At 39.4% G+C, this 14,829-nt stretch carries 17 protein-coding genes; 2 read left to right on the top strand and 15 right to left on the bottom strand.

Annotation, left to right across the window (positions count from 1 at the left end; translation table 11 throughout):
• The first annotated feature begins 92 nt into the window (after window positions 1-92).
• Complete coding sequence (locus tag E3C75_RS04295; protein WP_002885585.1) at window positions 93-575, top strand: S-ribosylhomocysteine lyase; 483 nt, start codon at window positions 93-95, stop codon at window positions 573-575.
• Window positions 576-605: 30 nt separating this feature from the next.
• Here the strand turns inward: E3C75_RS04295 and E3C75_RS04290 are convergent, their stop codons facing one another.
• The 14 genes from E3C75_RS04290 to E3C75_RS04225 all read right to left on the bottom strand — a co-directional run bounded on the left by E3C75_RS04290 (window position 606) and on the right by E3C75_RS04225 (window position 12,133).
• Window positions 606-1,376, bottom strand: a complete 771-nt coding sequence (locus E3C75_RS04290) for an acetyl-CoA carboxylase carboxyl transferase subunit alpha (protein WP_100273292.1) — start codon at window positions 1,374-1,376, stop codon at window positions 606-608.
• Window positions 1,373-2,239, bottom strand: a complete 867-nt coding sequence (accD, locus tag E3C75_RS04285; RefSeq protein ID WP_014727333.1) for an acetyl-CoA carboxylase, carboxyltransferase subunit beta — start codon at window positions 2,237-2,239, stop codon at window positions 1,373-1,375. Before accD ends, E3C75_RS04290 begins: the two co-directional genes overlap by 4 nt.
• A 5-nt stretch (window positions 2,240-2,244) precedes the next feature.
• Window positions 2,245-3,615, bottom strand: a complete 1,371-nt coding sequence (locus E3C75_RS04280; protein ID WP_084829201.1) for an acetyl-CoA carboxylase biotin carboxylase subunit — start codon at window positions 3,613-3,615, stop codon at window positions 2,245-2,247.
• Between the two features lie 119 nt (window positions 3,616-3,734).
• Window positions 3,735-4,160, bottom strand: coding sequence for a 3-hydroxyacyl-ACP dehydratase FabZ (gene fabZ, locus E3C75_RS04275; RefSeq protein WP_084828521.1), 426 nt, complete (start codon window positions 4,158-4,160; stop codon window positions 3,735-3,737).
• The gene (accB, locus tag E3C75_RS04270; RefSeq protein ID WP_011680783.1) at window positions 4,157-4,645 is read right to left on the bottom strand and encodes an acetyl-CoA carboxylase biotin carboxyl carrier protein; all 489 of its coding nucleotides are present in this window, start codon (window positions 4,643-4,645) and stop codon (window positions 4,157-4,159) included. Before accB ends, fabZ begins: the two co-directional genes overlap by 4 nt.
• Before the next feature lie 3 nt (window positions 4,646-4,648).
• Window positions 4,649-5,881, bottom strand: coding sequence for a beta-ketoacyl-ACP synthase II (gene fabF, locus E3C75_RS04265; protein ID WP_011680782.1), 1,233 nt, complete (start codon window positions 5,879-5,881; stop codon window positions 4,649-4,651).
• Between the two features lie 60 nt (window positions 5,882-5,941).
• Window positions 5,942-6,676 (bottom strand): 3-oxoacyl-[acyl-carrier-protein] reductase, encoded by a 735-nt coding sequence (fabG, locus tag E3C75_RS04260; protein ID WP_002949780.1) that lies wholly within the window; start codon window positions 6,674-6,676, stop codon window positions 5,942-5,944.
• Window positions 6,677-6,688: 12 nt separating this feature from the next.
• Window positions 6,689-7,609: an ACP S-malonyltransferase gene (fabD, locus tag E3C75_RS04255; protein WP_014621184.1), complete on the bottom strand. Its 921-nt coding sequence runs from the start codon at window positions 7,607-7,609 to the stop codon at window positions 6,689-6,691.
• A 22-nt stretch (window positions 7,610-7,631) separates the two neighbouring features.
• On the bottom strand, window positions 7,632-8,597 hold the full coding sequence (gene fabK / locus E3C75_RS04250; protein WP_011680780.1) for an enoyl-[acyl-carrier-protein] reductase FabK: 966 nt from the start codon (window positions 8,595-8,597) through the stop codon (window positions 7,632-7,634).
• A gap of 105 nt (window positions 8,598-8,702) precedes the next feature.
• Complete coding sequence (locus E3C75_RS04245) at window positions 8,703-8,927, bottom strand: acyl carrier protein (protein WP_004184034.1); 225 nt, start codon at window positions 8,925-8,927, stop codon at window positions 8,703-8,705.
• A gap of 63 nt (window positions 8,928-8,990) precedes the next feature.
• Complete coding sequence (locus tag E3C75_RS04240) at window positions 8,991-9,953, bottom strand: beta-ketoacyl-ACP synthase III (RefSeq protein WP_002949773.1); 963 nt, start codon at window positions 9,951-9,953, stop codon at window positions 8,991-8,993.
• Complete coding sequence (gene fabT, locus E3C75_RS04235; protein ID WP_111679265.1) at window positions 9,953-10,387, bottom strand: fatty acid biosynthesis transcriptional regulator FabT; 435 nt, start codon at window positions 10,385-10,387, stop codon at window positions 9,953-9,955. The genes E3C75_RS04240 and fabT overlap by 1 nt, the downstream gene beginning before the upstream one ends.
• 103 nt (window positions 10,388-10,490) lie before the next feature.
• Window positions 10,491-11,282 carry an enoyl-CoA hydratase gene (locus tag E3C75_RS04230; RefSeq protein ID WP_111679263.1) on the bottom strand — a complete coding sequence of 264 codons (792 nt, stop codon included), beginning with the start codon at window positions 11,280-11,282 and terminating at the stop codon, window positions 10,491-10,493.
• Between the two features lie 212 nt (window positions 11,283-11,494).
• Window positions 11,495-12,133, bottom strand: a complete 639-nt coding sequence (locus tag E3C75_RS04225; RefSeq protein WP_084830510.1) for an HAD family hydrolase — start codon at window positions 12,131-12,133, stop codon at window positions 11,495-11,497.
• Window positions 12,134-12,264: 131 nt separating this feature from the next.
• Here E3C75_RS04225 and E3C75_RS04220 point away from each other — a divergent pair, with 131 nt between their 5' ends.
• Window positions 12,265-13,623: an aspartate kinase gene (locus tag E3C75_RS04220; RefSeq protein ID WP_111679261.1), complete on the top strand. Its 1,359-nt coding sequence runs from the start codon at window positions 12,265-12,267 to the stop codon at window positions 13,621-13,623.
• Window positions 13,624-13,774: 151 nt separating this feature from the next.
• On the opposite strand, the gene asnA is transcribed toward E3C75_RS04220, so the two are convergent.
• The gene (gene asnA / locus E3C75_RS04215; protein ID WP_084828516.1) at window positions 13,775-14,767 is read right to left on the bottom strand and encodes an aspartate--ammonia ligase; all 993 of its coding nucleotides are present in this window, start codon (window positions 14,765-14,767) and stop codon (window positions 13,775-13,777) included.
• Window positions 14,768-14,829: the final 62 nt, after the last annotated feature.

Below are 14,829 nucleotides of genomic sequence, written 5' to 3'. Positions count from 1 at the left end.
TTTATCATATTTATAGCTTTTTCTCAAATAAATACTAGAACTTTAAACTGATTTTGTGGTATCATAACTCTATAGAATAGGGAGGTATTACCATGCCAAAAGACGTTACTGTTGAAAGTTTTGAACTTGATCACACTATTGTAAAAGCACCTTATGTCCGTCTTATTTCAGAGGAAGTTGGACCTAAAGGAGATATCATCACAAACTTTGATATCCGTTTGATTCAACCTAATGAAAATAGTATTGATACAGGTGGTCTTCATACTATCGAACACCTACTCGCTAAACTGATCCGTCAACGTATCGATGGCCTTATTGATTGCTCACCATTTGGTTGCCGTACAGGTTTCCATATGATCATGTGGGGAAAACAAGATCCTACGGAAATTGCCAAAGTTATCAAATCTAGTCTTGAAGCTATTGCAAACGAAATTACTTGGGAAGATGTTCCAGGAACTACTATTGAATCTTGTGGTAACTATAAGGATCACAGCCTTCATTCAGCTAAGGAATGGGCTAAACTTATCCTTGAACAAGGCATCTCAGACCAAGCCTTCGAACGTCATACCGTCTAAAAAACATTGGGATATAATTCCCAATGTTTTTTAATATTTTCTAAAACGTTGATAACGCGCTTCAAGTAAGTCTTCTGTTGTTAATTGGCTTAATTCTGCCAACTCGTCTACGATGGCTGTCTTAATCCCTTCAATAATTTCACTAGTAAAATAGCCACGCTCTGGGATAACCTTATCAACGATTCCCATGTTAAGCAACTCGCCTGATGTAATCTTCATCAACTCTGCCGCCTCTTCTGAACGTGAGCCGTCTTTCCAGAGGATAGTTGCAAATCCTTCAGGACTCAAGATAGAATAGATGGTATTTTCAAGCATCCAAACCTTATCGGCTACTGCCAAGGCAAGAGCTCCTCCCGAACCACCTTCACCAATGATAATGGCAATAATTGGCACCTTAAGATCGCTCATTTCCATAAGGTTACGAGCAATAGCCTCACCCTGTCCACGTTCCTCTGCTCCGACACCAGGATAAGCACCTGCAGTATTGATAAAGGTAACAACTGGACGACCAAACTTTTCAGCCTGTTTCATAAGGCGAAGAGCCTTACGATAGCCCTCCGGATGAGGTTGACCAAAGTTACGATTGAGATTATCTTGTAGGTTTTTACCTTTTTGGATACCCACTACTGTAACGGCTTGGCCATTTAAGCGACCAATACCGCCGATAACGGCACCGTCATCACGGAAATTACGGTCACCATGAAGTTCGATGAAATCATCAAAGATTTCTTTAGCAAAGTCCAAGGCCGTTAAACGGCCTTGATCACGTGCTTCTTTTAAAATACGTGCTACGTCGCTCATTGAACACCTCCATGGAATGATAAGAGCGTGGCAATAGTATCAGCCAACTCTGTACGTTTGACAATGGCATCAACAAAACCATGTTCCTGAAGGAACTCGGCCTTTTGGAAATCATCTGGCAAAGTTTCACGAACTGTATTTTCAATGACACGACGACCTGCAAAGCCAATCAAAGTTTGTGGCTCAGCCAAGATGATATCGCCTTGCATGGCAAAACTTGCTGTAACCCCGCCAGTGGTTGGATCTGTCAAGACAGTCAAGTACAGCAAGCCAGCGTTTGAATGACGTTTTACAGCAGCTGAAATCTTAGCCATTTGCATCAAACTCATGATTCCCTCTTGCATACGGGCACCACCAGAAGCTGTAAAAATAACTACTGGAAGTTTTTCCAAAATCGCATACTCAAAGAGTTTTGTGATTTTTTCACCAACAACGGTTCCCATTGAAGCCATGATAAAGTTGGAATCCATGATAGCCAAGGCTGTTTTTTGTGCCTTTATAGTTGCAACACCCGTCACAACTGCTTCATCAAGACCTGTTTTTTCCTTGGTGGCAGCTAGCTTCTCCATATAACCTGGGAAATTTAATGGATTTTCAGTTTTAATACCTGTAAATAATTCTTGGAAAGATCCCTCGTCAACCGTTAAATCAAGACGTTCTTTTGCGGAAATACGGAAGGTATAAGAACAGTTTGGACAGATTTTAGCTTGTCCCAAGTCCTTTTGATAAATAGCTTGCTTACAGCCAGGACATTTGGCAAAAAGATCATCTGGTACTTCTGGCACTGGGTGATCAACCCCATTACGTACATAACGGTTAGGATTGATACGGATATACTTTTCTTTTCGATCAAATAATCCCATAAACTCTATCCCTCACGATTCTGATATTCTGGTAGGAAAGTTTCCATCAAGAATGATGTGTCATAATCCCCAGCGATAACGCTACGGTCTGAAATCAAATCTAACTGGAAGTCAGCATTTGTCACAACTCCATCGATTTCAAACTCGTAAAGAGCACGTTGCATCTTCATGAGTGCCTCAAATCGATTTTCTCCATGAACAATGATTTTTGCAATCATTGAATCATAGTAAGGTGGAATGGTATAGCCTGGATAGACAGCACTGTCCACACGAAGACCAACACCACCACTAGGTAGGTAGAGATTGCTAATTTTCCCTGGGCTTGGTGCAAAGTTGAACTTAGGATTTTCCGCATTGATACGACACTCAATGGCATGTCCCTTGATTTCAATATCATCTTGAGACACAGATAATTTTTCACCTGCAGCAATACGGATTTGTTCTTTAACAATATCCACACCACTTACAAATTCAGTAACTGGGTGCTCAACTTGAACACGAGTATTCATTTCCATAAAGTAAAACTGACCTGATTTTTCATCAAGAAGAAACTCGATAGTACCCGCATTTTCATAATTAACAGCCTTAGCAGCACGGACAGCCGCAGACCCAATTTCATCACGAAGTGTCTTACCAATGGCAACAGAAGGTGATTCTTCCAAGACCTTTTGGTTATTACGTTGAAGAGAACAGTCACGCTCACCTAGGTGAACAATATTACCATAGCTATCTCCCAAAATTTGAACCTCAATATGACGAGCTGGGTGAATAACTTTCTCAATATACATTGCCCCATTACCAAAGGATACTTTAGCTTCCTGTGACGCAGATTCGAAGGCAGGAGCCAACTCTTCTTTAGTGTTGACCTTACGAATTCCTTTACCGCCACCACCTGCAGAAGCCTTAAGCATCACTGGGTAACCTAGACGATTGGCAACTTCTAAAGCCTCTTCAGCCGTAAAGACTTCACCATCTGAACCAGGGATTACAGGGACATTAGCCCTAATCATTTCAGCGCGAGCATTGATTTTATCACCCATTTTGTCCATAATCTCACCTGAAGGACCAATAAACTTGATGTTCATTTCCTCACAGAGAGTAGCAAATTTAGAGTTTTCACTCAAGAAACCAAACCCTGGATGAATAGCTTGAGCCTCAGTTACAATAGCTGCTGACAAGACACGGTTCATATTCAAATAAGAATCAATTGATTTTGCCGGACCAATACAGATAGCTTCATCAGCAAGCATAGTATGGAGAGAATCCTTATCCGCCTCAGAATAGATAGCGACCGTTTGGATACCCAATTCACGCGCTGCACGGATAATACGCACTGCAATTTCACCACGATTGGCAATCAATAATTTTTTAAACATAAAACAAGATAACATCAGACATCTTTATGATAGTCTGTGTTGATTTCCTTTCTATGTGATAGACCAATGTCTAAAGAAAAATCCTTTCCGACTGTCGCCAGAAGGATTTTCACAAAACACTAGCTTCCAATAGCAAAAGTCAAAGTACCTGATGCAGCAAGTTTACCATCGACTTCAGCCTTAGCTTCAACAACAGCAATTGTTCCACGACGTTTAACAAACTTAGCTGTCATAACAAGTTGGTCACCAGGAACCACTTGTTTTTTAAATTTAACCTTATCCATACCTGCATAAAAGACTAATTTGCCCTTGTTTTCAGGTTTAGACAATTCAAGAACACCAGCTGTTTGCGCAAGAGCTTCCATGATGAGGACACCTGGAATAACTGGGTATTGAGGAAAATGTCCATTAAAGAAAGGTTCATTGATCGTTACATTTTTAATAGCTGTGATTTCGTCTTCTGAAACTTCTAGCACACGGTCAACCAAAAGCATTGGATAACGGTGTGGTAAAGCTTCACGAATAGCATTAATATCAATTGTCATTTGATGCGTACCAATCCTTTTCCGTAGTCAACAACTTCTTCATTCGCTACCAAGATTTCAGTAATAACACCATCTTTAGGTGCTGGTACTTCATTCATCACCTTCATTGCTTCAACGATAAGAAGCGTTTGACCTTTCTTAACAGTATCACCAACAGAAACAAAGGCTGGTTTTTCAGGTGATGGAGACAAGTAAGCCACACCAACAAGTGGACTTTCAACCACTTCACCTTCAGCAGCTTGAGCAGAAGCTTCTTCAACTGGTGTTGCTGGAGTTTCAACAGCGGCAGGTGCTGCTACTGGAGCAACTGGAACCTGAGGAGATGACGCAACCACTTCAACTGTAGGAGCTACTGGAGAAGTAGTTACTGAACTTGTTTGATTTTTACTCAAGTTCAACTCTTCTCCATTGTTTTTATATGAGAATTCACGCAAAGTTGAGGCATCAAATTGAGCCAACAAATCTTTAATTTCAGAAATATTCATAAATTAGCCCTCCCAACGTTTAAAGGCAAGAACAGCGTTGTGTCCACCAAAACCAAAGGTATTTGAGATTGCATACTCAATATCAGCTTCTTTACCTTCACCGTAAACAACATTAGCTTCAATGTAGTCAGACAATTCTTTTGTACCAGCAGTTTTTGGTACAAAGCTGTGACGAATAGCTTCAATTGTTGCAATAGCTTCAACAGCACCAGCAGCACCAAGCAGGTGACCTGTAAATGATTTAGTAGATGAAACTGGAACATCTTTACCAAGTACAGACACAATAGCACCACTTTCACCTTTTTCGTTGGCTGGTGTTGAAGTACCGTGAGCATTGACATAGTCAACATCTTCAGGCTTGATACCAGCTTCATTGATAGCCAATTTAATTGCTTTAGCAGCTCCTGAACCGTCTGGAGTTGGCGTTGTCATATGATAGGCATCACAGTTTGATCCGTAACCAACAATCTCAGCCAAGATGTTGGCACCACGTTTTTGCGCATGCTCCAAGCTTTCAATAACAAGAACCCCAGCACCTTCACCCATAACAAAACCATTACGGTCTTTATCAAATGGAATTGAAGAACGTTCTGGATCTTCTGTTGTTGAAAGGGCTGTAAGAGCGTTAAAACCTCCAATACCAATTTTAGTGATTGAAGCTTCCGCACCACCAGCCAAGACAACATCGTGAAATCCAAATTTAATTTCGCGGAAGGCTTCACCGATAGCATCATTGGCAGAGGCACAGGCAGTTGTCACTGATTTACATACTCCTTGAGCACCAATCTTAAGAGCAATGTTCCCTGCACCCATGTTTGAGAGAGCTTTAGGAATAAACATTGGCTTGATACGTTTCATACCACGTTCATACATGCGGATAATTTGATCTTCAAGTTCTTGTAAACCACCGATACCAGATGACACGATAACACCAACGCGATCACGATTTACTTCTTCCATATTAAGTCCTGAATTTTCAAGTGCTTCCATAGCAGCATAAATCGCATAAAGTGAATAAGTGTCCATACGGTTAGTATCTTTTTTCACAAAATACTTGTCGAATGGGAAATCTTGGATTTCACCAGCGTTAAAGACTGGGATTTCAGAAGCATCAAACTTGGTGATTGGCTTAATACCAATCTTACCGTCATGAAGACTGTTCCAAAAATCTTCTGGTGTATTACCGATTGGCGAGGTTACACCGTAACCTGTAACAACAACACGATTTGTAGACATGTATATTCTCCTTTTTCGGATGGATATTTTAGTATATGATTTTTTGATAATGAAAATCAATTATTGCATGGTCATACCACCATCAATAGCGATTGTTTGACCTGTAAGATACTCTTGCCCTGCTAAGAAAGCCGCAACTTCTGCCACTTCTTTTGCCTGACCAATACGTTTCATTGGTACTTGAGCAATCATAGCGTCTTTCATTTTCTCTGGGATTGCATCAGTCATATCAGACTCAATGAAACCAGGAGCAATAGCATTAACACGAACACCACGAGCTGCAACTTCACGTGCTACTGATTTAGTGAAACCAATCAAACCAGCTTTTGAAGCCGAATAATTAGCTTGACCAACATTTCCCATAAGACCTACAACAGATGACATATTGATAATGGCACCTTGACGAGCCTTAGACATTGGTTTCAAGACTGCCTGTGTCATATTGAAAGCACCAGTCAAGTTGATTTTCAAGACGCGTTCAAAATCTTCTTCAGTCATCTTCAACATCAACTTATCGTTGGTGATACCAGCATTATTAACTAGTACATCAACACTTCCAAGTTTTTCAATGGCTTCTGCTACCATACGTTTAGCATCCTCACCATTAGAAATATCACCTGAGATACCAACAACAGTTACACCATAGTCCACAAATTGCGCAAGCAAGTCCTCAGAAATTTCAGAACGTCCATTTAGGACAACGTTGGCACCAAGACTAGCAAATTGATGTGCCACAGCTAATCCAATACCACGTGTTGAACCTGTTACAAAAACATTTTTATTCTTAAGTTCCATGTTTACCTCGTTTTAAGCATTAAGAAGGGCATCAAGACTAGCTTGATCTTCAACATTTTGAGTTGGTAAGGTTTTATCAATTTTCTTCAAGAAACCTGACAAGATTTTTCCTGGCCCAATCTCAATCACTTCATCTACACCAAAATCTTGGATAGTGGCAATCGAATCATAAAAACGTACAGGTTCCATCACCTGACGAGCCAAAAGAGCTTTAACGTCTTCTGACTTCATAATTTGAGCCTCAGTATTACCTACCAATGGGAGGACAAAGTCATTGAATGACACTTTTTCTAGTTCTGCTGCCAATTTTTGACTAGCTGATTCAAGTAAAGCTGTATGGAATGGGCCTGATACATTAAGAGGAATCAAGCGTTTTGCACCTGCTTCTTTAAGTAATTCTACAGCATAATCAACAGCCCCAACTTCACCACCAATTACAATTTGTGCTGGGGTATTATAGTTGGCAGGCGTTACTACACCCTTTTCAGAAGCTTCTTGACAAATCTCTTCAATCAAATTTGGATCTGTGTTCATGACAGCAACCATTTTTCCAGTTCCAGCTGGAGCTGCAGTTTCCATGAATTCCCCACGTTTAGCAACTAAGGCTACTGCATCTTCAAATGAGAGGGCACCAGCTGCAACCAGGGCAGAATATTCCCCAAGAGAAAGTCCAGCAACAATATCAGGAGCAATACCATTTTCTGCCAAGAGACGATAAATAGCAACTGACGTTGTCAAAATAGCTGGTTGAGTATAGCGTGTTTGATTAAGTTTTTCTTCGTTAGAATCAATCAATTCACGTAAATCATAACCTAAAATACGACTAGCCGTATCAAATGTTTCTTTGACAATGGGATATGCCGCATACAAATCACTTGCCATACCCAATTTCTGAGCTCCTTGACCACCAAATAAGAAAGCACGTTTTGTCACTATCATAATCCTTTCGATGTTTTTAGACGTTTACATCTGCCCAACGAGCAGCTTCTTCTTTAATTACCTTTGCAGCACCTGTGTACAAATCTTCTAAGATTTCTGCACACGTTTCTTCTTTACGAATAAGACCTGCAATTTGTCCAGCCATAACTGAACCATGTTCCACATCTCCATCAACAACGGCATTACGAAGTGCACCTTCACCAAGCTCTTCAATTTCCTCTTGAGTTTTCTTACCAGCTAAGAAATCTTTTTCGGCCTGATTGTACTCTGTAGCCAACTTATTCTTAATGGTACGAACAGGGTGTCCTACAACAGAAGCGGAAATCACAGTATCGATATCTTTAGCCTTCAAAATCTTATCCTTGAAGTTTTGGTGAGCGTTAGATTCTTTGGCAACAGCGAAACGCGTACCAACCTGCACAGCTTCTGCTCCAAGCATGAGAACAGCAGCCATACCACGTCCATCAGCAACACCACCAGCCCCAATAACCGGGATAGATACCGCATCTGCAACTTGTCGAACAAGAGCCATAGTTGTCAATTTACCGATGTGACCACCAGCTTCCATACCTTCTGCAACAACAGCATCCGCTCCAAGTTTTTCCATGCGTTTAGCAAGTGCAACTGATGGGATAACTGGAATAACTGTGATACCGGCTTCGTGGAAACGTTCCATATATTTACCTGGGTTTCCTGCACCAGTTGTAACAACTTTTACACCTTCTTCAATAACAAGGTCAACAATATCGTCAACAAATGGCGACAAAAGCATAATATTAACACCGAATGGTTTGTCAGTGATTTGTTTCACCCTGTCAATATTAGCTTTTACCACTTCTTTAGGGGCATTACCGCCACCAATAATTCCGAGTCCACCAGCATTTGAAACGGCTCCAGCCAAGTCACCATCAGCAACCCAGGCCATACCACCTTGGAAGATTGGATATTTAATTCCTAACAGTTCTGTAATACGAGATTTCATTTTTCACCTTTTTTCGATTTTCTAATCAAATAAATAGTTTAATAATCAAAGTAATTTTATAAACAAATGAGAATATCCCTAATAAGAATATTCTCTATGCCCTGCTTATTTAGTTTTCTCTTCTACGTAAGCAACAAGGTCACCAACCGTGTTAAGACCTTCTTCAGTTTCGATTTGAATATCGAATTCATCTTCGATTTCTGAGATAACTTGGAATACATCAAGTGAATCAGCATCAAGTTCGTCAAAAGTAGTTTCTAATTTTACTTCTTCTGCATCTTTCCCAAGTTCTTCAACAATGATTTCTTGTACTTTTTCAAATACTGCCATTTTATTTTCTCCTTTAAGATAAATATATTTCTTATAATCTATGCTGGTGCATAATTTATATAACTAGATTTTAACAATTAGACTGCCCCATGTCAAACCCCCTCCAAAACCTGAGAGAAGAATTGTTTGATCACTGCCTAACTTAAGAGTCTCATTCGCCACATTCTCAGAAAGCAAGATTGGAATACTTGCTGCACTGGTATTACCATAAGACATCATGTTAGCCAGAAATTTATCACGACTAACATCAATTTTCTTAGCCATAGTATCCAAAATACGAATATTAGCTTGATGAAGAAGGAAGTAATCAGGTTCACCTTTTTCTTCAACCAATGCTTTAATACTCTTCGAAACAGTCTTAACAGCAAAATCAAAGATTGCTTTACCATCCATTTGCATATAGGGATTAGGCTGCTCAGTACCATCAGAATAAGGCGAAATAACTGCAGAAGCTCCCGACTCAAGACCGCCCTTGCTACCGTCGGTATTTAAAGATTCACCAAAAAAGTGTTCTTCTTCAGATTCTTCTAATAAAACACCGCCAGCCCCATCTCCAAAAAGAACTGCTGTTGCACGATCAGACCAGTCTAAAGTTTTTGAAAGAACTTCAGCACCAATAACTAAACCTTTTTTGTAAGCTCCTGACTTTATCAATTTTTCTGCGGTTGCCAAAGCGAAGACAAAACCACTGCATGCCGCAGTAATATCAAAAGCGAAGGCATTAACTGCTCCAATTGTTCCTTGAACACGTGCTGCCACTGACGGCATTGAGTTATCAGGAGAAATCGTTGCAACTAAAACAAAGTCTAGCTCTTCAGGAGATAATCCCGACTTTTCCAACAGCTGATAAGCAACATTGGTAGCTAAATCACTTGTATTCTCATTTAATGAAATGCGACGTTCTTGAATCCCTGTACGTGAGCGAATCCACTCATCACTGGTATCCATGATTTTAGATAGGTCATCGTTGGTCACGACCTGAGCAGGTGCATAATGGGCAACCTGACTAATTTTTGCAAATGCCATTATTTCAACTCCTCAAGAAAGGCATGGAGATTTTCCAAACCTTTGCTCATAACCTTTAATTCCTCGTCGTTAAAGCCTTCTGTAATCCGCATCACCATTGATTTATGGAAACCACGGTGAAGACGATATACCAGACGACCTTTTTTAGAAAGTGATAGATGGACCACACGACGATCAACAGATGATCGCGTACGAATAATATATCCTTTCTTTTCAAGTTTATTGAGAGAAGTTGTTACAGTACCAAGGGTTAACATAAGCTCTCTAGCAACTGCACTTGGTGTCGTATCTGGATGTGTGCCAATAACATCAATGGTATGCATTTCCTTGAGGGAAATATCATTAAACTTTGAATTTTTCAAACTTGCTTCTTCGATAATAACGACGTTATTAAAAATATCAACAAGATAGCCATTAATTTTATCGTAATTCACACCAGACTCCTTTCAATAAGATTTGATTATCAAATTATATCAGACTCAAACTAATTTAGCAAGTCCAATTTGAAAGCTTTAGTTTTAATTTCTGAAAACAAGTTTATTTTCCTTTGAATTTAGGGCGGCGACGTTCACTATAAGCACGTACACCTTCTTTAAAGTCCTCTGTAAATGCAAGAGATTTCTGCAAATCAAGCTCTAGCTTAGCGTATTTTTCCCAACCTGCAAATTCAGATTCCCAAACCATTTCTTTAATTGCTTTGAATGAATTAACTGAAGAACGATTTAATTTCTTAATCAATTGACTCACTGTTTTCTCAAGTTTTTCTGAATCGACTACCTTGTAAGCAATCCCCCAATCTAAAGCTTTCTCAGCTGACACAGGCTCTCCTGTCATGGTAATTTGAGTAGCACGATTAATACCAATTGAACGAGTCAAAAGGTAAAGACCACCAGCATCAGGGGCCAAACCAACACCTACAAAAGCTTGAATAAATTTAGCTTTTTCAGATGCAATTGTGAAATCTGCTGCAACTGCTAAGTTAGCAGCGGCACCTGCACAGGGCCCATCAATAACCATGATGACTGGCTTAGGCAATTTTTTAAGAGCAAAAGATATTTCATTCACTTGCTCAGCAATACGAACCAAAGATTGTACATCAGCCACAGCAACAGCTTTTTTCATTTGATCAAGGTCTCCACCAACAGAAAAGACTTTCCCCTTAGCATTGATAACCAAGAACTTCACAGATGCATCTTCCCCTGCTTCCTCGATTGCAGCCATAATCTCATCACAAACTTGAATGTTAAATCCATTTTGCACTTCAGGGCGATTGAGAGTTAATGTTGCCACTTCCTCTTCAACACTATAAAGAATTGTTTCGTAAGCCATTTTAGCACTCCTTCCGATAACTAGTTACTATATCAAAACCGCATGTTATTTAATTTTTTATCACAATTTTATTTGATATATAGATAATTTGATAATCAAATCATAAGTCGTTATTTCCTAGTATACCATAGTCCACCTAAAGGTCAATATAAACTTATAATTTTTTAATTTGATACCTCAAAACACCGAGGAGACAAGCTCGGTGTTGTTTTCTATTTTATTAAGTCTAAAACATCTGTAAGACTATCCAATAAACCTTTTGCAGCACTTTGATCCATACCAAACCGATTATCTCTAATCGCCCAGACCTCTACATCTGCAGCTACCCCAGCAGCAATTCCTTTTTCACTATCTTCAATGATAAGAGCACGACTTGCTTGCACGTTTAATTGCTTTAACGCTGTCAAATAAATCTCTGGATTGGGTTTACTCTCTTTGAATTCCTCTCCTGAGAGAACAATATCAAAGAAACCTTGCAAACGATTTTCCTCCAAAGCTCTAAAGATATCTGCTTTCACTGAGCTAGAGGCTAAGCCTATTTTCAACCCTTGAGATTTCACTTCATTTAAAACCTTTAAAACATCAGGAAAAATTAATTCTTTATAGGGTAAGGGATTATTTTGTTTATAAGTATTGTACTCTTCTTGTAAAGTTAACACATCCCACTTATCATAATCATCTCTAAGAATATTTTCCCAAACCTGCTTAGTATTTCCACCTATAAAGAAAGACGGGGGTAAATGATCTATTGAAATACCCTTTTGGCCTAAAAAACTTGCCCGTCGATCATAATAATATTTTTCAGTGTCAAAAAGGACACCATCCATATCAAAAATAATTGCCTCTACCACGGGACATCCTCCTTTTCTTCCTTTATTGTATCATAATCAGACTAAATCTTACTCGCTTTTAAAAACAATGTGACAAATTATCAGAATTTTGCTATAATTGTAGAATAATTTATAATTTTTTTGGAGTAACTATGAAAGTCATCAAATTTGGCGGAAGCTCACTCGCTTCAGCAATACAATTAGAAAAAGTCTTAAACATTGTAAAATCTGACCCTGAACGCCGCTTTGTCGTTGTCTCTGCCCCTGGTAAACGTAACGATGAGGATACCAAAGTTACAGACGCCCTAATTAAATACTACAAACACTATATAAAGGGTGCGGATGTTAAAGCTGACCAAGAATGGATTATTAACCGCTACCAAGCTATGGTTGATGAACTAGGTTTCAAATCAAAAGAGATGGTAAAAATTGCCAAAGCTATTACTGACCTCGCTACGCTTCCCATCGAGGATAACGATTTCCTCCATGATTCCTTCCTAGCTGCTGGAGAGGACAATAATGCAAAATTAATTGCTGAATATTTCCGCAATAACGATATTGAAGCACGCTACGTTCATCCTCGCGAAGCTGGTATCTTGGTCTCAAGTGAGCCAGGCAACGCCCGTATTCTTCCGGGTTCATATGATAAGTTAGAAGAACTTCGTGAATCAGATGAGGTTCTGATTATTCCTGGATTCTTTGGGGTCACCTCTGATAATCAAATCTGTACATTCTCACGAGGAGGCTCTGATATCACAGGCTCTATCATAGCGGCAGGTGTTAAAGCTGACCTATATGAAAACTTTACAGATGTAGATGGTATTTTTGCAGCCCACCCAGGTGTGGTACATGAACCGCACTCTATTCCAGAGTTGACTTACAAAGAAATGCGTGAGTTGGCATATGCTGGATTTTCGGTTCTTCATGATGAAGCTCTCCTCCCAGCATATCGTGGTAAGATTCCATTAGTTATCAAAAACACCAATAATCCGGACCACCCAGGCACACGTATTATTCTTGAACACCAGGGAGCAACTGTTCCAGTTGTTGGTATTGCTAGCGATGACAAGTTTGTCAGCATCAATATGAGTAAATACCTCATGAACCGCGAGGTAGGTTTCGGACGTAAGGTGCTACAAATCTTGGAAGATTTAAACATCCGTTGGGAACACATGCCTTCTGGAATTGATGACCTTTCAATCATTATTCGAGAACGTGAACTTACCCCAATCAAAGAACAAGAAATCCTCTCTTATTTGACGCGTGAACTTGGTGTTGATGAAGTTGAAATTGAACATGGCCTTTCTATCCTAGTGATTGTTGGTGAAAATATGAGAGACCACATCGGTGTTACAGCGACAGCAGCCAAAGCACTCTCTGAAAAAAACATTAACCTTGAAATGATTTCTCAGGGATCAAGTGAAGTTTCTGTAATGTTTGTAATTGAAACTGAACAAGAGAAAGAAGCCGTTAGAGCGCTCTATGACGCATTTTTCCGTAGCAACAACTAATTTTATAACCTATCTCCTACAAAGGATAGGTTTTTCTTTATAATGAAAATATAGTCAACTCTCACGATACCTAGTCTAATAATAAATTTTCTAATCAATAACGCACAATTTATTCCAAATCAAAAAGCACTAACTTTCGTTAGTACTCTTTTTACAAGATATTTTCGTAAGTTTCATGAACGGCATCTGGCCAAACTGAAGTTTGAACCTCACCTATATGTTTTTTACGTAGCAAGAACATAGCCATACGTGATTGACCAATACCACCACCAATTGTTAGTGGGAATTGGCCATGTAACAAGGCTTGGTGCCAATCCAATTTCAAACGATCTTGGTCACCAGTAATTTCAACCTGACGTTTAAGTGCATCTTCATCAACACGAATCCCCATTGATGATAACTCAAAAGCATGTCCTAATTGCTCATTCCAAACCAAAATATCTCCATTCAAACCATGATAACCCTTCTCAGACTCAGTTGTCCAGTCATCATAGTCAGGTGCACGACCATCATGGGGCTTCCCGTCAGGAAGAACACCACCAATACCAATCAAGAATACAGCACCATATTCTTTAGTTATGGCATTTTCACGCTCTTTCGGTGTCAAATCAGGGTACTTCTCAACAAGCTCTTCTGAATGGATGAAAGTAATTTTCTTAGGTAAGACGGCTTCAATATCGTAACGCGCCTCAACAGCAAGCTCAGTCAAACGAATAACTTTGTAGATTGTCTCGACGGTTTCCTTCAAATACGCAATATTACGATGTCCATCAGGAATAACCTTTTCCCAATCCCATTGGTCAACATAAACGGAGTGTGTTGCATCCAATGAGTCTTCATCTGGACGAAGAGCCTTCATATTAACCACGAGCCCTTCACCTTCATTAAAACCAAAACGAGCCAAAGTATGGCGCTTCCATTTTGCTAATGAGTGAACAACTTCGTATGTTGCGTCAGGAATCTGAAGTACATTAACAGTTACAGGATTTTCAATACCATTTAAATTATCCTGCATACCATCCCCGACCTTACTCAAAATAGGCCCTTGCACTTCAACGACGTCAAGTTTATCAATTAAATACCGTGTGAAAGTATTTTTTACAAAAGAAATTTCCTTTTGTTGATCAATGAAGCTCTTCTTCATACGCTCCTCCTTTAAAAAATCGATAGTCCTATTATACTCCTATTTTTTAGAAAAATAAAGAA

The sequence above is a fragment of the Streptococcus thermophilus genome (genome assembly GCF_010120595.1).
Taxonomy (GTDB): Bacteria; Bacillota; Bacilli; order Lactobacillales; family Streptococcaceae; genus Streptococcus; species Streptococcus thermophilus.
This window is presented reverse-complemented; position numbering and strand designations above follow the sequence as displayed.